Origin of the sequence: Pseudomonas turukhanskensis (assembly GCF_027922365.1) — a bacterium.
In the GTDB taxonomy this organism is placed as follows: Bacteria; Pseudomonadota; Gammaproteobacteria; order Pseudomonadales; family Pseudomonadaceae; genus Aquipseudomonas; species Aquipseudomonas turukhanskensis.
In genome coordinates this window covers 371,857-392,254 of the sequence record NZ_BSFN01000002.1, presented here as the reverse complement: position 1 = coordinate 392,254, position 20,398 = coordinate 371,857, and the positions used below count along the sequence as shown (strand labels likewise).

Sequence of the window (20,398 nt, the reverse complement as noted above, 5' to 3'; positions counted from 1 at the left end):
CAGCCGCAAAAGCGGGTGTCGTATAATGGCATTACTCCAGCTTCCCAAGCTGATAACGAGGGTTCGATTCCCTTCACCCGCTCCAAATACATAACGCTAAAGCCCTGATTATTCGGGGCTTTTTCGTTTCTAGAGTTTGGGGTGTCGAAAATGTGTCGAAAGTGAGATTGGATTGCCCACTTTCGGGGCTTCGCGATTACCACCTAGAGCACTCCGCCACTTAGAGAAATACCAGCACTCCAAAAGAGCAGCGGCACCGATAGCAATGAAGTACAACGCCTTTTTGGTATCGAATGTCTCAGGCTGATCCCACAGCCACAGAATAGGGACTGTGAAAAGCGCGCCGACTATCGCTCGCCAGACCCCGTGGAGCACCGTTCCAATTTCGGACCAGGTAGAAAGCCAGAAAGCGGAGCGGGCCTTCAATGCATCAGTGCCCTTCCAGAAATACCTACTAGTGAACGCACAAATTAGGTAAGGGACAGATAGAAAAGCTAAGTACCAAAAAATAGGCGTAGGCGGAAGCACGCCTTTGACGACCTCAATTAAGAGTTCCCCGCCCCCGCAGCCATAAGCCACGAGCAATGGAACACACCCCAGAAAGAGTGAAATCAGTATTTCCTGATACAGCCTTTGCTGCCACGTCATAGGAGTCCTTAGCGTTCCAATTCCAAGATGCCACTATAAGGTGTAATTCCCATCAGCTAGAGGACCTAGCCGTATCGCGTCATTGAGGTGCTCTGGCGCCAAGTGTGCATATCGCATAGTCATGCTCAGTGAGGCGTGCCCCAGGATTTCCTTTAGCGTCACGATGTGACCACCTCCCATAATGAAGTGAGCTGCGAATGTGTGACGCAGGATGTGGCTTGATTGACCGCGCGGCGGGTTGATCGACGTGGACAAAAGCACCTGGAGCGGTGGCGAATGTTTCTCGCAGGTAAAGGCCGGCGTTACTTCCCACTCCGACAACAAGACTTTCCAGACGCCAGCTACCCGGCCTATCTTTAAGGGACGTATTGGGCGTGCTGATGCGGGGCGGCAGTGCTCGAATCGTGTGGATAGGGAGGAAACAACGCTCACCATCACGGCCTTTGACCAGCAGACAGAGCAGACGCAATCCACGTAGTGCGACAGATGTAGATACTTGTGCATGAGTCATTGCTCACCTCTCAGGATTGCCACCACGTCATAGGCGGCTTCGCGCAGCTGAACTTGGCGTCACGTAGCGCGCCGGTTTCGCGGCTTTCAGGCTCTAAGACGCACAGGTCGTAGAAGTCTTGGGCGTGAACGAGCTGGAGCAACGCGCTTTGCGATTCAGGGGTTAGCTGGGCGATGGCGTTCACTAATCGTCGTTCCGTTCCAGAAGCCATTTGTTGTAAAGCGCAACGTTGACCATCAGGTACTTGCCGATCTTTACAGTCGGGATATAACCGCGTGCTGGCCAAGCCTGAACAATGCCCGTTTGGTCTCCCATCCCGATCCAATCCGCGAATTGATCCCATGGCAGTACTGAAGGGGCAACGCCGATTTTTTGAATGTCAGGTCCTTCCGATTACATAGGCTTTCCTCCACTATGTTCAGCTATAACCAGGCACCGGGCTATTTGTATCTAATACAAATTTTGTGGAGCAAATATAGATCGCCTTGCATATATGCGCTAGCATTATGTACAAATTAAATAGAACAAATTTGAATGATTCGAGAACGCCTTATAGCCGTTTGGGAGCACAAAGGCCTCACAGCTAAGAAGCTGGAGGCAGAGACCGGCATCGACCGTGAAAAGTGGTATGCGCTGAGAAACGGCAGAAGAAGGGCGAACGAGGAGGACATCGAAGCATTTGTGAAAATTGCCCCTGAGTACGCCTTCTGGATTGCCAGCGGGCTGGTGATACCCGAAAGCGGACAGACAAGCCCAGAATATGACGAGGCGAATAGAAACTTGAACAGTCCAAACGCGGGATAGCGATTACTAAAGAAGTAGCTAGGCGCTGGTACGCCGTGCGCGGGGCTTGAATTCAAGAGTGAGAAATTTAGCTTTATGACACGGATTTACATTAAGCAATGAAAAGAAGAACTCAAGCGGATTGGCTTAAACAAGACATATCATCTCGGAGATCGTTAAGCGTATCCAGGTCGCCTCGAATTTATAACCCGAATAAAAGTCTTGCTCCAAAACGAGTTTTTTCGAGAATTATAGTAGTAGCACCTAGTACAATTTCTTTTTTTGAAAAAAGCTATTCGGCATTTTCAAAATTTATTAGCGAATTAAACAAGCACTCAAAAAATAATAAAATATTGATAGATCTCAGCAATGTGAAAGCGCAAAAGCTGCAGCACTACTGGTGTTGTACGCGAACATTGAACAAATACAGAAAGAGCGCGAAGATTACTCCGTAATTAAAACGATTGCATGTAAATCAAAAGAAGTATCACTGCTGCTGAGAACATATGGCTTTTGGAATTTGACGGGGGAGTCACGGATAAGATCCAACAAGATCTATCCAGACTCGCTAGATATTTGCACAATGACTTACGCGTCACACCTTAGCTCAGACAAAAGCGCATTGAGGAAAATTTTAAAGTACGCCCAAGCTTCCGTAATAAAAACAGGAATGCAAGAAGGCAGAGTTTTAGCCTACAACGCCATTACAGAATCAATCTCCAACGTATGGCAACACGCTTATGACGACGTGTTTTTTACACAGCCAGTACCAGAAGAACTAAGAAACTGGTGGTTTATTGTGCAGTGCATACATGATCAATTTTATATCGCTATGTATGATATGGGTGCAGGCATCCCCACTACGATCAGTAAAAAACCCTGGGCCGCAGCATTAATTGAAACAATTAGTAGTCTTATTGAATTAAGAGGCTACAAAGTGGTCGTATCGCCAGATGCGAAAAGCATAAAAGCGGCTGTTGACTATGGTAGATCCCGCTTTAAGCAGGATAATCGAGGGAAAGGTCTTACAGAGGCTAAAGATTTTGTTCAACAGAACCCGCAGGGTTCAATGTTGATATTTAGTGGTTTAGGCCACTACGAGTACAAGACTGAAGGAGATGATGAGCTACTGGAAACACTGAGCTCTCCATTTCGCGGTACTTTGATTCAGTGGAATTTGAGGTTGGAGACAAAAAATGAATGCTGAAATAACCATCGACGTTGGGAATGATTTTTCCGACATGCCGTTTGGTAGAGACGACAAGGATGGAGATTCTAATGGCTACAGATTCAGAAAAGAATTTCTGTTGAAAGCGCTATCAGAATATGAACACGTAATAATCGACCTGACAAATGTTTTAGGCTGTCCGTCTTCATTCTCAGACGAAGCCTTTGCCGGACTTGTTATATACGAGGGATTTTCTAAGGAAGAGGTTTTACGACGAGTGTCGTTCATAACGGAATACGAAAGTATAAGATCAAATATAAAAAAATACATAACCGAAGCCAAGCCACAAAATAAATAAGGCTGAAAAAAGTGGAACTAATCAAACTTTTAGCCGAGTCTGGGGTGCTTGCGATTATTCTTGTAATTGCAGGCTGGCTATTTGTATTCAAAAATTCTAGAGCTTTAGCTCGACAATCTGAAATAAACACACTAGCAGCCGCTATCGAGAAAACACTGCAAGAGGTAGCTGATGAAAACTACAAATTCTGGAAAGATGTTAGCAGCGACGAAGACCATCTAGCGAAAAGTAGAATTTTTAGTTCATATATAGAGTATCGCTGCAACATTGCGGAGAAAAAGATAATTTTACTTTTCGACAAAAGCAAAGACTGCCTAAACCCTGCGGTCGAGAAGTCCGAATTCGTACTAGAGTCGATAAAGCTATTGGCAAAAATTAGAGATAGATCCACTATAAACTCTGAACGAACGGATCTAACACATGATAAATACGCCAGAATCAGCGCCATTAATCATTTAACGCTGAAACTAGCCAGCGAGATAACAAAATTTCTCTCAGTGAGATTCCAACCTTTTTCCGATTGGAAATGGCCAGAAAACTACTGATTAAATCAATAAGGAATCGTGAAAATGTCAGAATTCAGCTGGAAAAAATTCCAATTCATTTCTGAAGTGCAAACAGCCTTGATTGCAAATGCTATCAACGTAGCGAAGCACGATGAAGATAGCACCCAAAAGCACGATTACTCTGGAACCGGATTATTGATAGATATGGACAATGCTTTCTACGCAGCTGAGCGGATTCCATCTGGAATGACCGCGCACGAAGCTGCTTGTCAGTTCTACGGCGGGTGCAAAGGTGAGGCCTGGCCTTCGTGGGCATTGCGGTGAGATAAGTTATGTCATTGGCCGACATACTAGAGACTCAAGAAGTACGCTATAGAAGTGCCTGTCGAAAAGTGTCGAAAACAAAGCTATGCAACGCTGAATAAAGCGCAAAATGTGCGGAGCTCAGGCTAGATAAAGCAGGGCTTTGCATCATAAAGCATTGAAATTAAAAGGGTTCGATTCCCTTCACCCGGTCCAGAATCCGAAGTACCACAAAGCTCCGCTGATGCGGGGCTTTTTTGCCTACCGCGCCTATGAAAAGAGCCGGTAGACGCCGCCCCGTGCGTAAGTACTGTGCGCAAAAAATCATGTCGCGAACCTCCCCCCGCCGCACCTCGTGGTTACAGACACGCACCACAGGTCTACCCAGGAGCTACAGATGAACAAGGAACGTTATCGCACGCAAATGGCGAAAAGCTCGCTGCCGCTACCCAGACCCGTTGCCCGATGAAACTACTGACTCAGACGCTGGACCATAACGATGCCCAACGGCTCAAAAGCAGAATTGAGCGCGCCGGCATCCCGGTAGTCGTGGGCGGGGCTGAAGCGCGGCATGTGTTCAGGTCGGGCATGGTTTCGGTCTGGGTGGCCATCGACTCGCAGTTCGACGACGCCGTGCTTGCCCTTAGCAAACCCAACCATATGGCCGCCAACCCGGTGGACGTGGAGGCGTTTCACCTGGCGGTTCGGCAAACCAGTTTGTTCCCGGCGTGGAACTACCCTGCGCTGCTTACCTACGCGGGCGTTATTGGATTTACGGGTTTCCTGATCTGGGCCGTGCTAAGCGCTTAAGACAAAGAGCCTTTGGCTCGAAAGAATCAATGCTCGCCGGCTAGCGGTAGCAAGTGAAACAAGCAAGCCATGCGCAATTTCATAGCCCTTGCGACGATCCAATTCAGCGTGCACGTTAATTAGGAACTCAACGCCAAGATGACGTGTTCGGGGTCGTTATAAATTGCGCGTAACAGCGCTTTAGCCGGCCCGGTAGGTTCCCGACGGCCCTGTTCCCAATTACGTAACGTACCGAGTTGCACGTCGATCATGGCTGCGAACTTGGCTTGAGTCAGCCCAGTAGCCTTGCGAATTTCCTTCACCTGCATTGCATCCACTGTGAACTGCCGAGAAGGCTGACGCTTACCACGCTGGATTTCGTCCATCTGCTGAACGCTTTCCAGAAGCTCGTCAAAAAATTTGTTCATTTAAGCTAGCTCCACCGCTCGACAATTTGTTTGAGAGCTCTTCGCTCATCAGCAGACAAATCGTCTTTCTCGTTTTTCGGATAAATCATCAACATCGCTATGCGGGAAACAGAAGTGAAGTGGTAATAGATGACTCTGGATCCGCCCCGTTTACCATGCCCGTTGGACGCGACGCGCACCTTACGAACGCCGCCGGTTCCTTCGATCACATCGCCCATGTCCGGACGCTCAGCCAGCTGGCGCTGGAACTCTGCGTAGTTTTCATCGCTGAGTAGCTGGTGCAGGCGCTTGGTAAACACCGGCGTTTCTATAAAGAGCATAGGGGAATACTACGCCAATGGCGCACCTCCTTTCAATTGACCTGAAACGAGTATGCGCTCCGTTTTTCCCCTCCTCTCTCAAACCAACCGCTTCTCCTTCGAAGGCCGATACCCGTAATACGAGCTGTAGCACCGGCTGAAATGACTCCCCGTCACAAACCCGCACGCCAGCCCCACATCGGCCACCGACAGTTTGGTGTGTTGCAGCAGCCGCCGCGCTTCGGTAATGCGCAGTTCCAGGTAGTAGCGCTGCGGCGTGGTGCCGAGTTGTTCGCGGAACAGGCGCTCCACTTGCCGGCGCGAGCGGCCGACGTATTCGGCGAGTTGGTCGAGTTCCAGCAGTTCTTCGAGGTTGGCTTCCATCAGCTCCACCACTTGCCGGGTGGGGTCGCTGATTTTCAGCAGGGACTTGGGGTTTACTCGCCGGTAGCGGGACGCTTCGAAGGCGAGGATGTCTTCGATGCCGTCGACCAGCGCGCGGGTGTGTTGTTGTTTGATCCATTCCAGAATCATGGCCGGTGCACCGGAGGCGGACGATGCGGTCAGGCGGTCGCGGTCGATGACGTAGCTCTCGCTGGTCACTTCTGCCCGCTTGGCCACTTCCACCAACGCCGAGCGATGCTCGGGGTGAATGGCGCAGCGGTAGCCGTCCAGCAGGCCGGCAAGGCCGAGAAACCAGGCACCGTTCCACAGGCCGCCCAATGGCATGCCCAGACGACCGGCGTCGCGAAGCAGTTGCAGCAAAGCCTTGTCGGCGTGCAAGGGCGTGCGGTAGCCGCCGCATACCACCAGCATGTTCAGGTCGTTGAGCCCGGCGTGGTTGAGTTCGGCGTCGGGGCTGATAACCAGGCCGAGGTCGCTGATCACCTCGTTGCCGTCGAGGCTGAAATGGGTCACCGCAAAGGCGTTGGCTTGCAACAGGTTGGCAGTGACCAGGGTGTCCAGCGCCTGGGTAAAGGCTGGCAGGGAAAAATGTTCGAGCAGCAGAAACCCGACTCGCGCCTGTTTGCTTGAGGCTTTTTTGCCGTCCTCCAGGTAGCGGTAGTTTTTGTTTTTCATCACGTCACTGAAGTCACGACGCTCCATCGCTACCCGCCTCTGGGTTTAAAAATTGGCTCTGTCATGGTGATACTCGGTGTATCGATCATGCACCTGGATCGACGTGTCGCGCCCACCGAAACCCGACGCTTTATGTCCATCAAACGGCGTGGAGGCCTCACCTTCGCCGGAGGCATTGATAGTGACAATGTCGGCAAATGGCATAATCCCAACCAACTCATACCCGAGATAGATAAATGGCCAGCGAAAGCTACGACCAGATCGCCATCTTCACAGTAGTGGCGCAGGAGCGCAGTTTTACCCGCGCGGCCGCCAAGCTGGGCATGTCGCAACCGGCATTGAGCCGCGCCATGCGTCAGTTGGAGGAGCGCCTGGGCGTGCGTTTGCTGGCGCGCACTACGCGCAGTGTGTCGCCCACCGAGGCCGGCGAGCATTTGCTGAATGTGGTGGCACCGCGTTTTGAAGAGATCAACAGCGAGCTGGCTTTGCTTAGCGAGTTTCGTGACAAGCCAGCAGGCAAGCTGCGTATCACTGCGAGCGAGCATTCGGCCAACACACTGTTGCAGCCGGTGCTGGCCAAACTGTTGCCCGACCACCCGGACCTGAGTATCGAAATCAGCGTCGACTATGGTCTGACCGATATCGTCGCCGAAGGCTTTGATGCCGGCGTACGCCTGGGGGAGCAAGTGGCCAAGGACATGATCGCGGTGCGCATCGGCCCGGATATGTGCATGGCGGTGGTCGGCTCACCGGCGTATTTCCAGCGTTACCCACGCCCCCAAATTCCGCGTGATCTGGTGCAGCACAATTGCATCAATATGCGCCTGCCCACCTACGGCGGCGTATATGCCTGGGAGTTTGAAAAGAACGGGCAGGAGCTCAAGGTGCGCGTCGAAGGGCAGTTGGTGTTCAACACTCTGGCGTTGCGCCTTGAAGCGGCGTTGCAAGGCTTGGGCCTTGCCTATCTGCCTGCCGATGTTGTGCAACCGCACATCAGCACGGGGCACTTGGTGCATGTGCTGGCGGACTGGTGCGAACCCTTTACCGGCTACCATTTGTACTACCCGAGCCGGCGCCAGGCCTCGCCGGCGTTTACGTTGCTGCGCGAAGCGTTGCGGTATTCGGTGTAGTCAGCCACGCACACTGTATCGCACTGCCATTGAAGACGTTTTTTTGTTTTGATGTGTGGCTGGAAACCACGCCAGTGCCCACGGACGGAGCCGCTTCAGATGAATACCCCCTACAGCACACCCCAATCGACGTTGCCACTCGATGAGCCAGCCCTTAGCCAGCGGCCGGCCCAACCGCTGTGGAAAGCCTTCTGGCTGGTGTTCGTTCCAACGTGCCTGGGCGCCAACATCCTGAGCGTAATGGGCTTGCTGTTCTGGAAAACCCAAGTGCTGCAAAAGACGGTCATGCCGGTGTCGCCCTCCAGCCTGCCTTGGTTGCTTTGGCTTACCCTGGCGGTGCCCTTTCTGATAGCCACGCCCTTGGGGCTGCTTGCCATCTGGCGTGCCGCCCCGGCCCGGCGGTTTACGGTCCTGACTCAAATGGCGAAGCTCGTGGCCCTGGCTTACTTCGCCTACGTCGCCTACATGTTGACCAAGGGATTTTTGCGGGTGATTTGAACGCTTCGCCCACGGCAATAGCCAGCCCCCCGTCACGCAAACAGCTAAGCGGGCTACACGCCTGTAAAAACAGTCCGATTTTTTACCCCGCCCTGCTCCCCTACCGTGGTTGCTCCTCCCTTTTCAGTGGAGCAACACCATGACCGTGTTAACGATCTTCTTCTGTGGCACAGGCTCCAACAAGTACGATTTCGCCCATAAGAACTTCTGGAATGGCGAACTGGTTTCCACCCTGGCGGCCCACCATCCGGGCCGCGAATTTGCTGACTGGATCGTGGTCGATGGCCCCGGCAGCGGCAATCTGCAGGCCGACGAGCTATTCACCCGGACGCCGGACTATGGTCTGAGCGGCACCTTGTTCGGCAAGGGCTGGGAAGAGAACGTGCAGCACGCCAGGAACATCATCAAAGGCAAATGCGAGTGGGAGCGCAAACAGCTAACCGAGGCCGACTACAACCGCCTCAAGGCCGCCGGCATTCCGATAGAAGACGTGAAAGTGGAAGGCTCCTGGTTCTGGCGCACCTACAACTACGGCGACCGTAGCGTGACCCAGCAGCGTTTGCAGGAGCAGATCATCAAGACCTTTCGCAAAGACGGCATCATCCCCACACAGCTCAACCTGGTCGGTTGGAGCCGTGGCGGCATTAGCTGCCATATGCTCGCCAACGCGATGCTCGAAGACAGCGCGCTTGCGCATATACCGGTCAACATTTTCGCTATCGACCCGGTTCCGGGCCTGGCCAACTTTCAGGAACAGCGTGTGAGCCTGGGCGCCAACGTGAAAGAGTACGTGGCCTTCTACGCCCGTGATGAGCGGTCCAAAGGGTTCAGCTGCGTGATTCCGCATACCGCCTCGGGCACCAAAACCTGCATTTATCCCATGGCCGGACGTCATGCCACGCTGGTGGGCAACGCCACCTCCAGCGCAGATACCGCCAGAAGTAGCAACGATTTGAAAGCGCTGAGCGGCCCCGGCCAGATCGTTCGGCATTTGGCAGAAAGCTGCCTTAAACGCTGGGGCGTTTCATTGAAAAACTGCCTGAACCTCAGCGAGGACGAGCTGAACAGCCTGGCCAAAGGCATCGTCGCCGACGAGCCCAGGTATGAGCTGATGCACAAGATTTCCTATACCTACTTCACCGAGCTGGATGGGGGTGAGCGCTACGTCTCCCTGGGCAGCAAAGGCGTGCCGTTCTCGTCGGTAAAAGGCGCGCCGTACTTGCCTGCCACCGGGTTAGCCACGCCGCTATCGGATATTTCTGTGTATCGGCAACTGCTCTAACGCGCTCTGCCTACCCGAGCCTCAACGAAGCCGATCTGGCTGATGAAGCCTGCTGGCTCAGACTGCTACCAACCCGGGGTACGAAAAGGCCCTGACCTTACCTCACCTACATCTGAATCTCCGCCAACGCCCGGCGCTGCGGCGCGTCCGAAATCTGGATCGGGCCGCTGAAGGGAATATCCATATCCAGCACCAGCGCCACTGAGACGGCGATCAACAGCGCCGATACCCCAAACATCCCCACCATCATCGCGTTACGCGGCGCGTGGTAGCCGAAGGCAGCGAAAATCAACGTCATCCACGCCACCAGCATCACGATCAACGGCTGAGGTATAACCCCTTCGGACTGTTCCAGCACCTTCCAACGCTGCTCCATCAACCCGTGGTATTGCTGCCGGGCTTCCACCAGCATCGTTTCGTGATAACGATCCGGCGGTTTGATCACTCGCAACGCTTCGCCCACCCGGTCGAGGTACTGCGCGGTAACGCTGGGTTTCTGGTGCAGTGCGTCATCGCTATGTGAGGGGTGATCGATGGCTTGCTGTACGTACTCTTCCAGGCGTTTGCGTGCTTCGTCGGCGTTGGGACCGTAAGTGCGTAACGCACGGTCGAGAATGATCATCTTGGTCGCGAACACGTGCACATCCGCATCGATGGCCTCGAACGTATTTTTCGCCGAGTTGATCAGCAGGCCGAATACCAGTGACGTCATCACCACAAACAGGTTGGCCAGCAGCCGCACAACGGTGCTGGTTTCTTCATCCCGATGGCGCGACGGCAGCATGGGGCAAAAACGCATCATCAACAGCGCCGCCGAAAACAGGCAGGCAAAAATGGCAAAAGCCGTCCAAACCAACTCCATACGTGCACTCCTTAAGGTAAAGCAGGCTCACCGATCGAGGTGACCTCCCTGATTTCGCCCGCCTACTGGACGTTAGCCCATACGCTGTCTACGTTCGAACCAGCGCACTGCAAACCAAGGACTGCCAGAGCCATGCAAACAGCTCGTTCAACAACGTTATCGCTCATAACCCTAACGGTTTTGCTTGCAGGTTGCAGCAGCAGCCCCGGCTACTTTGAACCCCGTCAGGTTGCCTCCAATTCCAGCGTCATTTACTTCTACCGCCCCAAGGCCGACAACCCCGGCATGCAGCCGCTGCGCACGTCCTACCCCGACGTGCAGATCGATGGCGCCAGCGTCGGCCTGTTGAAATTCAACAGCCACTTCGCTGTCGACGTCACGCCTGGCAAACATAACGTGCGCATCACCGGCCTCAGCAAAATCGCCGACTGGCAGCCGCGCGACATCGAGCAGAGCGTTACGGTAAAAGGCGGCGAAGTGAAATACCTGAAGCTGGACGTGCGCTACAACCTCAGCGAAATGAACCTGGGCCAGCCCAAGGCCAGCTACCTGATTTATCTGACGCCGATGCGCGGGGAAGATGCGGTGTATGAAATTCGCGATACCGAGCCACTGAACTAAAAAGGTCGCGGCTCAACCCGCGTTCACGGGCACGCCCGTAGGAGCGGCTTGAGCCGCGATGCGCTAGAAATCAGCCCTTAGCACGTTGCTTGAACTCAGCCAGATCTTCCTCCGCGCGCTCCAGCAAATAGTCATCATCGGCCTCGCGCGCCAACACAATGCGCTGCTGGAAATACCCCAATGCCTGCACATTGTCGCCCTGTTCATGGGCCAGCACGCCGAGCTGAAACAGCCCATCAAGCTCGATATCCAGCTTGCCGTGCTGGCGTGACAGGCCGACCACCCGTTGCAAGTACGCCTCGCTCTGCGTCCAGTTTTTGAGCTCGTAGCTGTTCTGCGCGAGGTTGGTGAGCATGCCGGTGAGGTCGGCCTCCTCCTTGCCAAACACGGCTTCGGCGTCGGCCAGTAGCTGCCGGTTGTAAGCCAGCGCCCCGGCATAGTCACCGTGGCGATGCAGCCAGTAACCCAGCTCCTGGCGCAGACCAAATTGCTGGCGTTGGCTTAGCGTGTGGTCCTGCGGAATCAAAGCAATGGCGGCGCGTAAATGCTCGATCACCTGTTCCGGCACTTCCAGCTCAGCGGCGCCCATCGACAAGCTGTAATGCAGCGCCAGCACGCTGTCTGCCGGCAGTACCGGGTGGCGCTGCTGAATGGCCAGGGCCTGCAAACCGTAAGAGCGCTGGTCTTCCCACTCGTCACGCTTGCCCTGCAAGAGCGCCAGCGCCGCGTAGAGTTCGGCCAGCTCAACCGAGTTCTCGCCTTGGGCCTTGGCCAGGGGAATCAACGCGGTGAGGTCGGCGAGCATTTGCGAGCCGCTGAACAGGCCTTCAGGGTCGAGCAGGGTTGTTTGCAACGGGGTAAAGCGTTCGGCGAAGGTTTTTTGCGGCACGGTGATTACCTGCGCTGGAGGTGTGGAGTCTTGCATACGAAACGTCCTGTCATTGAATCGTTGCTTGGCGCAACCGTAGCAAGCGCCAGGCAGTGACGCGATCATTTCATGCGCAGGGCGGGCCAGCGAAATGCTGCCCCGCTTTTTTCGCGTTTGGCTTACTGGCTGATAAACGCGCGAATGGCTTTGGTGGTCGGCCCCGGCGCTTCTTCCATCAGCCAATGGCCGGCACCGGGCACCACCAGTTCGGTGACAGTGTCGGCGGCGTTGCGCATGACGATTGCTTCGTTGGCGCCGAAGGATTTTTCGCCGCCGATGGCCAGAACCGGCATGGTGAGTCGCGGCGCGCTTTTGTTGTCGACGGCGTCCTGGCGGATGGCGTGGAACTGGGCGAAGGCGGCGTGCATGGCGCCTTTGCGGGCGTAGAGTTTGGCGTAGTGCTGGCGGGTGGCTTCGTCGATTTTTTTCGGGTCGCCGGCGAACTCGTTCCAGAAGCGGTCAAGGTAGATGCGTTCACGGCCCGCTACCAGGCGCTCGGCATCGGGGCCGCCGAAGTCGAAGTGCCAGAGCATGGGTGCTCGGACGATTTCATCCCAGGGCGCGATGCCGGGCACGGGCGCATCCATCACCACCAGGCGGTCGGTGAGCTGGGGATAACGGGCCGCGTAGGCGAAGGCGACCATGGTGCCGATGTCGTGGCCGACGACAACTGCGTGCTCGATGCCAAGTTTGCTCAGCACGGCGCGGATATCACCGGCCTGGGTTTTCTTGTCGTAGCCGTCGGCGGGAATGGAGGAAAGCCCCATGCCGCGAAGGTCGGGCACTACGACGGTGTGGTCGCGGCTAAGGTCGGCAGCCAACGGCTCCCACATGTCGCCGGTGTCGCCGAACCCATGAATCAACACCACAGCCGGGCCGTTACCGCCGACGCGCACGTGCAGGGTGGCGCCTTCTACGGCGATGTCCAGGGTTTTGAAGCTGACGGGAAACGGGGTGATGCCGGCGTGGGCAGACAGGCTCAAGGCGAGCAGTGAAACGGTGGCTACCAGCAGTCGAATCATAAGGCGCTCCAGAAGGTGAAATGCCCGGATGGGCGTGGCGATCGGAGCTGAGCGTAGTTGGTTTGGGAGAAGGTGCACGCTTGCAAGATTCTGGATTCCCGCCTGCGCGGGAATGACGGTGGAGGTGTTGAAAGCACCGTCGTCCCCGCGCAGGCGGGGACCCAGAATTTCGGATCTTTATTACCCTCGCGACGAGCGCCTTTTAGCCTTGGTTAAACCGAATAAAGGTGCGCGCCTGCGCGGGAATGACGGCGTAGGTGTTGCATCACCGTCGTCCCCACGCAGGCGGGGACCCAAAATTTCGGATCTTTTACTGCACTCGCAGCAAGCGCCTTTTAGCCCTGGTTAAACCGAATGAAGGTACGCGCCTGCGCGGGAATGACGGTGGAGGTGTTGAAATCACCGTCGCCCCCACGCAGGCGGGGACCCAGAATTCCGAATCTTTTATTGCATTCGCGGCGAGCGCCTTATTAGCCCTGGTTGAACCGAATGGAGGTGCGCGCCTGCGCGGGAATGACGGTGAAGGTGTTGCAATCACCGTCGTCCCCGCGCAGGCGGGGACCCAGAATTTCGGATCTTTTATTGCACTCGCAGCAAGCGACTTTTAGCCCTGGTTAAACCGAATACGGTTACCGAACGGGTCATACACCTGCATGTTTTTGCCCCACGGCAGTTCCTCGATATCGGGCCGGCCATAGCCGTATTGCTTGCCGATCAACTCGTCCCGGTAGGCCTCAATGTTGTGCATGGGCACATACACGGTCGAGCCGGGGCTGGCATCGCCGTGGTGCTCGGACAGATGCAGTTTCAGCCCCGCCCGCTCAATGCCCATGTACAGCGGCAGCGAGGCTTCGAAGCGATGCTCGAACTCCACGGTAAAACCAAGAAAGCCCAAATAGAACTCGCGGGCTTTGGCTTCATCGAAAATGCGCAGAATGGGAATGGCCTTATCGAAGGCAATGCCAGTGGGCGCGGTGTCTTCGGGGAGCACAGCGCTGGCGGTGTTCCAGTCTTTGAAACCCAGTTGCTGGGCGACCAGTTCCAGCGCTGCCGAGTGAGAGATGTCGTGCTGTTGCGCGGCCAGTGCGGTGCGCAGCAGTTTGGCCATGGTTTTGGCTTGGGTGATGGTGCTCATTGGTCCTCCGGGTCGAAGCCTGTCAGTGCTCGCGTTGCCAACCTTCGACGGTTTGGAAGAACCAGAAAGAAGAAGTTTGTCGCAATGCTTTCACCGTACCCGAAGGTGCGAGCGGCAGGCAGCATCGGCCTGCCGGAAATCATAGGCATGTTGCCGGTGATTGCAAAGCGACGGTTCAGCCGCTTAGTTGAGAGTGCCCAGCGCGCCGGAACACACCAGCACGCCCGCGCCACCAGAAAGGCATTTGTACTGCTCGCGTTCTTTACCGGTGCTGGCCAGGCAGCCTTGCAGGGTGATTTCGCTCTGGGCCTGGTCGAGCGCTTGTATCGCCTGCTTGTATTGCTCGCTGGTGAGATCGCCCCGCTGTTTGCGTTCACCGGCGATTTCCTTGAGGTTGGGCAGGTCGATGGCGGTCCAGCGCATGGCTTCGCTGCACATCTTCTGGTCGTCGCTGCCCTGGCTGTCGGTACTGCTTTCGGCGGTAGCGCTGTTAGTTGCGCTGGCCGCTTGCGGGGGCGGGCCGTCGCTGACGTAGCCCTGGTTGATTTTGACTTCTTTGACCACCTGAGTGGCCGGCGGCTGGTTGCCGAAATGCTTCTGGCCGTTTTCGTCGACCCAGGTGTACACCTGGGCGTGAAGAGGCAGTACACAGCCAAGTAGCAAGAGGGGTAGCCAACGGCGAGCGAGCATTGATCAAGTCCTTTTGATGGGGCGCGGGTTGCGTATGGCGCACTTTAATCATTGGCTGGCTGTGCGCCAAGGGCTATGTGCCCACCCTGAGCGGTTGATCTGGTTTCACGCGTTCGTGCGTACGGCAACCAGTTGCTCGTCATAAATAATCGCTTGAGTGCTGCGCCCCTTGATATCGAAGCGCGCACGGTGGTTTGCAATACAGGCTGGCGTCGTGCGGTGGTTCAACGCCCCATCGGCAGCTTTGCAAACCTGAAGGCTCTGTAGGATGGGATAACGATTCAGCGCCCTTCCACTGCGCGACATCCCGCCGTTACCATCGCCTGCTCAGCCTTAGAGAACTGCCCATGTCCACCACCATCGCCCCCGTAGATCTCGCCAAAGCCTACCGTTTGCTCAATCACGGCCCCACCGTGCTGGTGTCTGCCCGTCACAACGGGGAGAGCAATGTCATGGCGGCCGCCTGGGCCTGCGCGCTGGATTTCAGCCCGCCCAAACTCACCGTGGTGGTCGACAAGATGACCCGCACCCGTGCCCTGCTAGAAGGCAGCGGCACGTTTGTTATTCAGGTACCCACCGCCGCGCAAGCCCAACTCACCCATGCCGTGGGCAGCCACAGCCTGGCGGACCAGCCGGATAAGCTTGAGCGCGCGGGCGTTGAGCTGTTTGAGTTTGCCGGGCATGACCTGCCCTTCGTGGCCGGTTGCTCGGCGTGGCTGGCCTGCCGATTGATTCCCGAGCCGCATAACCAGCAAACCTACGATCTGTTTATTGCCGAGGTGGTCGGCGCCTGGGCAGACACCCGCGCCTTCGCCGACGGCCATTGGCAGTTTGAGAACACCGACCCGAGCTGGCGCAGCCTGCACTATGTAGCGGGCGGGCAGTTTTACCTCACGGGTGACTCGTTGACGGTGAAGGTAGACGAGGCTCTGTAAGCCCTCACGCCACCACGACGTTAAGCCCCAGGCGCCGGTAGTCCTCGATATCGCCGGTCGGCACGCGGCTTTCGGTGTACAGCGTGTGTACGCGGTTGCACGGCGCAATCAAAAAGGGTTCGACGGCGCCGAGCTTGTCCGCCGTGGTTACGGCAACTACCTGGGCTGCGCTGTCGAGCAGTGCCTGCTTGAGCTCGACTTCTTCAAAGCGCGGCGAGGTCAGGCCTATTTCCGGGTGCAGGGCGCAGACGCCGGTAAACAGCAGGTCGGCCTTGATGCCGCGAATCAGCTCCAGCGCTTCGCGGCCATTGGCGGCCATGGTCGCCGGATTGAGTTGGCCGCCGGCCAGAATCACGCTGACGCCCGGGTACTCGGCCAGCGCCACGGCGGTCATGGGCGAGGCGGTGACGGCGGTCAGGCGAATATCCAGCGGTAAGGAGCGGGCGATATGCAGCGGCGTGGTGCCGGAGTCGAAAATCACCACCTGGCCGTTCTGCACCTGCTGCGCCGCCAACTGCGCGAGCTGGCGTTTCATCTCATCGGTTTCGTTAAGGCGGGCGAAATAGTCTTTGCCCGAGTCCTTCGGCCTTGGCAACGCGCCGCCGTGCACGCGCTGTACCAGGCCGGCATTGGCCAGCTCGGTAAGGTCGCGGCGAATGGTGTCTTCGGACACTTCGAAGTGGGTACTCAACTCACTCGCCAGCACCCGGCCATCGCGCTCCAGCAGCAGGAGAATTTTCTGTCGGCGTACTTGGGGTAAATCCGTGACTGCGTGGGTGTTCAGCATGGCCATGCCTGTATCTGCGTGTTTATGCGAGATTATCCAGCAAAACCCGCAAAAACAAGCATCGACAGATGGCTTTTGCCGTCTTCATCACCCCTCTTGTAGACTCCCCCAGCTTTACCGCCTGTGGTTTTCGTTAAATGGATGTTTCCCGCTTTCGTCGGTACATGCTTGGCTGCCTGCTGTTGCTTGTCAGCGTGCTGGGCTCCCCCACTTGGGCCGCCGCCTCCCTGGATGTGGCCACGCTCACCGACCAACCGGTGTCCCTCACCGCATTTATAGCCCTGCTCGAAGACCCCGAACGCGGCCTGACCCTGGCTGATGTGCAACGCCCCGACGTAGCAAGCCGCTTTCAAACCGACCTGCCAGCCAGCAACGCCCTGGGCCTGGGCTTTACCCGCTCGGCGTACTGGCTGCGTGTGCCGCTGCGTAACTCCAGCAACACCGCCGTGCAGCGCATGCTCGCGGTGGAAAACCCGCGCATTTCCCATATCCAGGCCTACCTCCCCGATGGGCAAGGTGGGTATCAGGCGATCGTCACAGGCTCCGATGTGCCGGCCAGCAGCAAGGTGTACCCCAACCGCAATTTCATCTTTCCCATCACGCTGGTGCCTGAATCAGAGCAGGTCATTTACCTGCGCATGGAGTCCAGCGTAGGCCTGCTGATTCCGTTGCAGCTGTGGACACCGCAGGCCTACCACGCCCATGAACGCGACGACTATGTTGGCCAGGCGTGGTACTTCGGCATCGCCACGGCCATGATTCTGTTCAACCTGATGCTGTTCGTGTCCCTGCGTGAGCGCATCTACCTGCTGTACGTCACCTTCGCCACGTGCACCTTCGCCACCCTGGCGATAAAAAATGGCCTGGCGCCGGACTGGCAGCTGGACAGCGTGCCGCTCAACTCCAATACGGTGTATTACTCGGGCACCTCGCTGGCGCTGGCGGCCATGCTGCTGTTTATGCGACGCATGCTCGGCACCGCGCAGTTAATGCCACGCGTAGACCGCGTGCTGCTCGGCCTGGTGGTGTTGTATCTGCTTACGCCCATTGCGTATGCCATTGCGCTGCCGGTGTTTTCCCGCGCAGCAATTGTGCTCAATCTGGCCACTGCCCTGGTGGTAGTAGCGGTGGGCGTTGCGGCTGCACTCAAGCGCCAGCGCAGTGCGTATTTCTTTCTCGGTGCCTTTGCCTTGCTGATGTTGGGTGGTGCCATGACCTCGCTGCGGGCCATGGGCATCATGCCCACCAACCTCTTCACCGTGGATGGTTTGCAGCTGGGCTCGGCCATGGAAATGCTGTTGCTGGCCTTTGCGCTGGCCGATCGCTACAACGTGATGCGCCGCGAAAAAGCGCGGGTGCGTGAACAACTTCTGCTCACCCAGCAGCAGCTTGTACAGACCTTGCAAACCTCCGAGCGCGAACTGGAACAACGGGTGGCACAGCGCACCGAAGAGTTGCAGGTGCTGAACACCAAACTGGAAACCCTGAGCCTCACCGACGCCCTGACCGGCATCGCCAACCGCCGCCACTTCGATGACGTGCTGACCCTGGAATGGGCGCGGGCGACACGCATCGGCTCGCCGCTGGCCTTGGCAATCATGGATGTGGACTGGTTCAAGCTTTACAACGACCACTACGGCCACCCGGCCGGCGATGCCTGCCTGCGGCAGATCGCCCAGACGCTGGCCAGCACGGTGAGCCGCTCCAGCGACCTGGTGGCCCGTTACGGCGGCGAGGAGTTCGTATTTCTCGCGCCCATGACCGACCCTGCCGGCGCCCAGGCCATGGCGCGCAAAGTGGTGCAGGCCGTAGCCGCGCTGAACCTGCCCCATGCGTATTCGCCGATCGGGCATGTCACCGTCAGCGTCGGTGTGGTCAGCCTGGAGCCGGGGGCCGATAACAGTATGCAAGCGCTGCTGCAGTTCGCCGACGCGGCGCTCTACGAGGCAAAGAAACAGGGGCGCAACCGCCTCGTGCCCCATTGAACAATTAGTGCCAATTCTCCTTTATATTCATGTAATTCCTACAGTCCAAGCACTGCTGCGCTGGGCATGCTCATCGCCCCTTCACAGACCGACCTGCCATGTTCTATCGCCTACCTGTTGCCCTGCTGCTGTTCGCACTCTCATCTTCACTGCCAGCCGATACTCTAACTTTGGCCAATGGTGACCGCCTGACTGGCACCGTGGTGCTGCTCGACGGCGGCAAACTGGTGTTCGACAGTGCGCTGGCCGGCCGAGTACGTGCCGATTGGTCGGGCGTGGCGGCGCTGTCGAGCGATAAGCCGCTGCTCGTTCGCCGCCAAGGTTTGGACAGCGTGTATTACAAACGACTGGTTGCGGCCGAGGACGGCAAGGTGCTGCTGGGCGATAGCGGCGTGGTAGCACCGTTGGCCAGCATCACCCAGTTGGTGCGCCCAAACCCGCTGGTGGGTGATCTGAAATGGCAGGGCACGCTGGACGCCAAGTTCGACACCAACACCAGTAGCGACAGCAAGGAGTGGCAGCTCAAAGGTGAAACCCGCGTTGAGCACAACCGCTGGCGGCACGTGGTTAACGCGGAAGTTCGCCATAAGGAAGCGAACGACAAGCTCACCGATGACAACTGGAAGATGGGCTACAAACTCGACTACTTCTACTCGCCGCATTGGTTTGTCCGCGGCAGCATGCTGCAAGATGAGGATCGGCTGAACGACCGGCAATTCGAGCGCGACATCGGGCTGGGGCCGGGTTACAGCTTCTGGAATGATGAACTTGGCCGGCTGGAGTTCACCGGCCAACTCACCCGGGTGAAACTGGCCAGCCGTGATTTTCGCCTTGAGTTCAACACCGTCGGCCTGGGTTGGGACTATGCGCGAAAACTGTGGGGAACGCGCCTGGAAGCGACCAGCAAGGGCCAGCTGCAAATTCCGCAAATCGAGTTAATCGATTACCTGTTCAACAGCGAATTTGGTCTGCGCTATCGCCTCAACGACTGGGCCAATCTGTCCTTGCTCTATGAGTTCGAGCAAATCAGCGCCAGCAATAAAGTCTTCTCCGATCAACACTCGTTGCTAGGTATCGGTGTTAACTGGTAGCACCGCACGCGAGCCTGACTGCGCCGTATAAATACTCGACTACGCTTGCTCTGAGTTGATCGGGGCATTGGACGCCGGCAGGTCTGAGCACGCGCTCGACCATAGATACAGTCAGCCCGTTTGGCTTTGCCAACTACCATTGGAGGCGCTGTATTTATGCTCGATTACTTCGCTCTGGGGTTATTGATTTTCGTCGGCGTGGTGCTGTTTTACGGCATCATCGCAGTGCACGACATCCCCTATGAAATTGCCAAACACCGCAATCACCCACACCAGGATGCCATTCACGCCACGGGCTGGGTCAGCCTGTTCACGCTGCATGTGCTATGGCCGTTTCTGTGGATCTGGGCCACCTTGTACCGCGAAGACCGAGGTTGGGGGTTCACTGATGGCAAGCCCGCGCAAGACCATGTGCAGCGCCTGGAGCAACAGGTGCTCCAGCTGCAGCAACGCCTGAGCGAGCTGGAAAGCACCGGCGCCTGCGCGCTCGCGACGGCCACCGAAACACAGCCGCCAAGCGAGCCGTTGCCACCCTCTCCCCGCGCAACCGAGGGCTGAC

The 20,398-nt window shown here is 56.7% G+C and carries 23 protein-coding genes, 1 tRNA gene and 2 pseudogenes; 15 read left to right on the top strand and 11 right to left on the bottom strand.

The window, feature by feature from the left end; translation table 11 throughout:
- Positions 1 to 11: 11 nt before the first annotated feature.
- Positions 12 to 85 (top strand) — tRNA-Gly (locus tag PKE98_RS05675).
- 596 nt (positions 86 to 681) lie between these two features.
- Here PKE98_RS05675 and PKE98_RS05670 read toward each other — a convergent pair.
- Together PKE98_RS05670 and pflM are read right to left on the bottom strand one after the other, a co-directional pair.
- Positions 682 to 909, bottom strand: a pseudogene (locus tag PKE98_RS05670) (tyrosine-type recombinase/integrase); the annotation flags it as partial.
- A pseudogene (gene pflM, locus PKE98_RS05665) lies at positions 910 to 1,152 on the bottom strand (lysogeny maintenance protein PflM); the annotation flags it as partial.
- A 541-nt stretch (positions 1,153 to 1,693) separates the two neighbouring features.
- Between pflM and PKE98_RS05655 the strand changes: the two are divergent.
- From PKE98_RS05655 to PKE98_RS05630, 6 genes are all read left to right on the top strand, one after another.
- A complete protein-coding gene (locus tag PKE98_RS05655; RefSeq protein ID WP_271194293.1) occupies positions 1,694 to 1,963 on the top strand; it encodes a helix-turn-helix domain-containing protein in 270 nt (89 codons plus the stop codon).
- Between the two features lie 379 nt (positions 1,964 to 2,342).
- Complete coding sequence (locus PKE98_RS05650; protein WP_271194292.1) at positions 2,343 to 3,149, top strand: hypothetical protein; 807 nt, start codon at positions 2,343 to 2,345, stop codon at positions 3,147 to 3,149.
- Positions 3,139 to 3,468, top strand: coding sequence for an STAS-like domain-containing protein (locus PKE98_RS05645; protein WP_271194291.1), 330 nt, complete (start codon positions 3,139 to 3,141; stop codon positions 3,466 to 3,468). The genes PKE98_RS05650 and PKE98_RS05645 overlap by 11 nt, the downstream gene beginning before the upstream one ends.
- 11 nt (positions 3,469 to 3,479) lie before the next feature.
- Entirely contained in the window at positions 3,480 to 4,013 is a 534-nt protein-coding gene (locus PKE98_RS05640) for a hypothetical protein (RefSeq protein WP_271194290.1), read from the top strand.
- Between the two features lie 24 nt (positions 4,014 to 4,037).
- Positions 4,038 to 4,298 (top strand): hypothetical protein, encoded by a 261-nt coding sequence (locus PKE98_RS05635; protein ID WP_271194289.1) that lies wholly within the window; start codon positions 4,038 to 4,040, stop codon positions 4,296 to 4,298.
- A 444-nt stretch (positions 4,299 to 4,742) separates the two neighbouring features.
- Positions 4,743 to 5,087, top strand: a complete 345-nt coding sequence (locus PKE98_RS05630) for a putative signal transducing protein (protein WP_271194288.1) — start codon at positions 4,743 to 4,745, stop codon at positions 5,085 to 5,087.
- A gap of 119 nt (positions 5,088 to 5,206) precedes the next feature.
- Here the strand turns inward: PKE98_RS05630 and nadS are convergent, their stop codons facing one another.
- The 3 genes from nadS to souR form a co-directional block, all read right to left on the bottom strand.
- Positions 5,207 to 5,494, bottom strand: coding sequence for a NadS family protein (nadS, locus tag PKE98_RS05625; RefSeq protein ID WP_271194287.1), 288 nt, complete (start codon positions 5,492 to 5,494; stop codon positions 5,207 to 5,209).
- A gap of 5 nt (positions 5,495 to 5,499) precedes the next feature.
- Entirely contained in the window at positions 5,500 to 5,814 is a 315-nt protein-coding gene (locus PKE98_RS05620) for a type II toxin-antitoxin system RelE/ParE family toxin (RefSeq protein ID WP_271194286.1), read from the bottom strand.
- Between the two features lie 78 nt (positions 5,815 to 5,892).
- Positions 5,893 to 6,900, bottom strand: coding sequence for a transcriptional regulator SouR (gene souR, locus PKE98_RS05615; RefSeq protein ID WP_271194285.1), 1,008 nt, complete (start codon positions 6,898 to 6,900; stop codon positions 5,893 to 5,895).
- Positions 6,901 to 7,109: 209 nt separating this feature from the next.
- On the opposite strand from souR, the gene PKE98_RS05605 reads away from it, so the two are divergent.
- The 3 genes from PKE98_RS05605 (at position 7,110) to PKE98_RS05595 (ending at position 9,783) form a co-directional block, all read left to right on the top strand.
- Entirely contained in the window at positions 7,110 to 8,003 is an 894-nt protein-coding gene (locus PKE98_RS05605) for a LysR family transcriptional regulator (protein WP_271194284.1), read from the top strand.
- 99 nt (positions 8,004 to 8,102) lie between these two features.
- On the top strand, positions 8,103 to 8,501 hold the full coding sequence (locus PKE98_RS05600; RefSeq protein ID WP_271194283.1) for a hypothetical protein: 399 nt from the start codon (positions 8,103 to 8,105) through the stop codon (positions 8,499 to 8,501).
- 139 nt (positions 8,502 to 8,640) lie between these two features.
- Complete coding sequence (locus PKE98_RS05595; RefSeq protein ID WP_271194282.1) at positions 8,641 to 9,783, top strand: hypothetical protein; 1,143 nt, start codon at positions 8,641 to 8,643, stop codon at positions 9,781 to 9,783.
- A 106-nt stretch (positions 9,784 to 9,889) separates the two neighbouring features.
- Here PKE98_RS05595 and PKE98_RS05590 read toward each other — a convergent pair whose 3' ends face one another.
- Positions 9,890 to 10,645: a bestrophin-like domain gene (locus tag PKE98_RS05590; RefSeq protein WP_271194281.1), complete on the bottom strand. Its 756-nt coding sequence runs from the start codon at positions 10,643 to 10,645 to the stop codon at positions 9,890 to 9,892.
- A gap of 132 nt (positions 10,646 to 10,777) precedes the next feature.
- On the opposite strand from PKE98_RS05590, the gene PKE98_RS05585 reads away from it, so the two are divergent.
- Positions 10,778 to 11,266, top strand: a complete 489-nt coding sequence (locus PKE98_RS05585; RefSeq protein WP_271194280.1) for a DUF2846 domain-containing protein — start codon at positions 10,778 to 10,780, stop codon at positions 11,264 to 11,266.
- 70 nt (positions 11,267 to 11,336) lie between these two features.
- Here the strand turns inward: PKE98_RS05585 and PKE98_RS05580 are convergent, their stop codons facing one another.
- The 4 genes from PKE98_RS05580 to PKE98_RS05565 all read right to left on the bottom strand — a co-directional run bounded on the left by PKE98_RS05580 (position 11,337) and on the right by PKE98_RS05565 (position 15,041).
- Positions 11,337 to 12,191, bottom strand: coding sequence for a tetratricopeptide repeat protein (locus PKE98_RS05580; protein ID WP_271194279.1), 855 nt, complete (start codon positions 12,189 to 12,191; stop codon positions 11,337 to 11,339).
- Positions 12,192 to 12,313: 122 nt separating this feature from the next.
- Positions 12,314 to 13,216 carry an alpha/beta fold hydrolase gene (locus PKE98_RS05575; protein ID WP_271194278.1) on the bottom strand — a complete coding sequence of 301 codons (903 nt, stop codon included), beginning with the start codon at positions 13,214 to 13,216 and terminating at the stop codon, positions 12,314 to 12,316.
- Positions 13,217 to 13,820: 604 nt separating this feature from the next.
- Positions 13,821 to 14,351, bottom strand: a complete 531-nt coding sequence (locus PKE98_RS05570; RefSeq protein ID WP_271194277.1) for a glyoxalase superfamily protein — start codon at positions 14,349 to 14,351, stop codon at positions 13,821 to 13,823.
- A gap of 183 nt (positions 14,352 to 14,534) precedes the next feature.
- A complete protein-coding gene (locus tag PKE98_RS05565) occupies positions 14,535 to 15,041 on the bottom strand; it encodes a DUF4124 domain-containing protein (protein ID WP_271194276.1) in 507 nt (168 codons plus the stop codon).
- A gap of 347 nt (positions 15,042 to 15,388) precedes the next feature.
- On the opposite strand from PKE98_RS05565, the gene PKE98_RS05560 reads away from it, so the two are divergent.
- Positions 15,389 to 15,976: a flavin reductase family protein gene (locus PKE98_RS05560; protein ID WP_271194275.1), complete on the top strand. Its 588-nt coding sequence runs from the start codon at positions 15,389 to 15,391 to the stop codon at positions 15,974 to 15,976.
- A 4-nt stretch (positions 15,977 to 15,980) separates the two neighbouring features.
- Here the strand turns inward: PKE98_RS05560 and PKE98_RS05555 are convergent, their stop codons facing one another.
- A complete protein-coding gene (locus tag PKE98_RS05555; protein WP_271194274.1) occupies positions 15,981 to 16,763 on the bottom strand; it encodes a DeoR/GlpR family DNA-binding transcription regulator in 783 nt (260 codons plus the stop codon).
- 137 nt (positions 16,764 to 16,900) lie between these two features.
- On the opposite strand from PKE98_RS05555, the gene PKE98_RS05550 reads away from it, so the two are divergent.
- The 3 genes from PKE98_RS05550 to PKE98_RS05540 all read left to right on the top strand — a co-directional run bounded on the left by PKE98_RS05550 (position 16,901) and on the right by PKE98_RS05540 (position 20,397).
- Entirely contained in the window at positions 16,901 to 18,748 is a 1,848-nt protein-coding gene (locus PKE98_RS05550) for a sensor domain-containing diguanylate cyclase (RefSeq protein WP_271194273.1), read from the top strand.
- Between the two features lie 98 nt (positions 18,749 to 18,846).
- On the top strand, positions 18,847 to 19,839 hold the full coding sequence (locus PKE98_RS05545; protein WP_271194272.1) for a DUF481 domain-containing protein: 993 nt from the start codon (positions 18,847 to 18,849) through the stop codon (positions 19,837 to 19,839).
- A gap of 156 nt (positions 19,840 to 19,995) precedes the next feature.
- A complete protein-coding gene (locus PKE98_RS05540) occupies positions 19,996 to 20,397 on the top strand; it encodes a DUF3302 domain-containing protein (RefSeq protein ID WP_271194271.1) in 402 nt (133 codons plus the stop codon).
- Position 20,398 lies beyond the last annotated feature (1 nt).

What these genes read in the sequence shown, in the direction of transcription:
- PKE98_RS05655 (WP_271194293.1), top strand. Translation starts at nt 1,694, where the DNA reads ATGATTCGAGAACGCCTTATAGCCGTTTGGGAGCACAAAGGCCTCACA.
- PKE98_RS05645 (WP_271194291.1), top strand. Translation starts at nt 3,139, where the DNA reads ATGAATGCTGAAATAACCATCGACGTTGGGAATGATTTTTCCGACATG.
- PKE98_RS05635 (WP_271194289.1), top strand. Translation starts at nt 4,038, where the DNA reads ATGTCAGAATTCAGCTGGAAAAAATTCCAATTCATTTCTGAAGTGCAA.
- PKE98_RS05630 (WP_271194288.1), top strand. Translation starts at nt 4,743, where the DNA reads ATGAAACTACTGACTCAGACGCTGGACCATAACGATGCCCAACGGCTC.
- nadS (WP_271194287.1), bottom strand. Translation starts at nt 5,494, where the DNA reads ATGAACAAATTTTTTGACGAGCTTCTGGAAAGCGTTCAGCAGATGGAC.
- PKE98_RS05620 (WP_271194286.1), bottom strand. Translation starts at nt 5,814, where the DNA reads ATGCTCTTTATAGAAACGCCGGTGTTTACCAAGCGCCTGCACCAGCTA.
- souR (WP_271194285.1), bottom strand. Translation starts at nt 6,900, where the DNA reads ATGGAGCGTCGTGACTTCAGTGACGTGATGAAAAACAAAAACTACCGC.
- PKE98_RS05605 (WP_271194284.1), top strand. Translation starts at nt 7,110, where the DNA reads ATGGCCAGCGAAAGCTACGACCAGATCGCCATCTTCACAGTAGTGGCG.
- PKE98_RS05600 (WP_271194283.1), top strand. Translation starts at nt 8,103, where the DNA reads ATGAATACCCCCTACAGCACACCCCAATCGACGTTGCCACTCGATGAG.
- PKE98_RS05595 (WP_271194282.1), top strand. Translation starts at nt 8,641, where the DNA reads ATGACCGTGTTAACGATCTTCTTCTGTGGCACAGGCTCCAACAAGTAC.
- PKE98_RS05590 (WP_271194281.1), bottom strand. Translation starts at nt 10,645, where the DNA reads ATGGAGTTGGTTTGGACGGCTTTTGCCATTTTTGCCTGCCTGTTTTCG.
- PKE98_RS05585 (WP_271194280.1), top strand. Translation starts at nt 10,778, where the DNA reads ATGCAAACAGCTCGTTCAACAACGTTATCGCTCATAACCCTAACGGTT.
- PKE98_RS05580 (WP_271194279.1), bottom strand. Translation starts at nt 12,191, where the DNA reads ATGCAAGACTCCACACCTCCAGCGCAGGTAATCACCGTGCCGCAAAAA.
- PKE98_RS05575 (WP_271194278.1), bottom strand. Translation starts at nt 13,216, where the DNA reads ATGATTCGACTGCTGGTAGCCACCGTTTCACTGCTCGCCTTGAGCCTG.
- PKE98_RS05570 (WP_271194277.1), bottom strand. Translation starts at nt 14,351, where the DNA reads ATGAGCACCATCACCCAAGCCAAAACCATGGCCAAACTGCTGCGCACC.
- PKE98_RS05565 (WP_271194276.1), bottom strand. Translation starts at nt 15,041, where the DNA reads ATGCTCGCTCGCCGTTGGCTACCCCTCTTGCTACTTGGCTGTGTACTG.
- PKE98_RS05560 (WP_271194275.1), top strand. Translation starts at nt 15,389, where the DNA reads ATGTCCACCACCATCGCCCCCGTAGATCTCGCCAAAGCCTACCGTTTG.
- PKE98_RS05555 (WP_271194274.1), bottom strand. Translation starts at nt 16,763, where the DNA reads ATGCTGAACACCCACGCAGTCACGGATTTACCCCAAGTACGCCGACAG.
- PKE98_RS05550 (WP_271194273.1), top strand. Translation starts at nt 16,901, where the DNA reads ATGGATGTTTCCCGCTTTCGTCGGTACATGCTTGGCTGCCTGCTGTTG.
- PKE98_RS05545 (WP_271194272.1), top strand. Translation starts at nt 18,847, where the DNA reads ATGTTCTATCGCCTACCTGTTGCCCTGCTGCTGTTCGCACTCTCATCT.
- PKE98_RS05540 (WP_271194271.1), top strand. Translation starts at nt 19,996, where the DNA reads ATGCTCGATTACTTCGCTCTGGGGTTATTGATTTTCGTCGGCGTGGTG.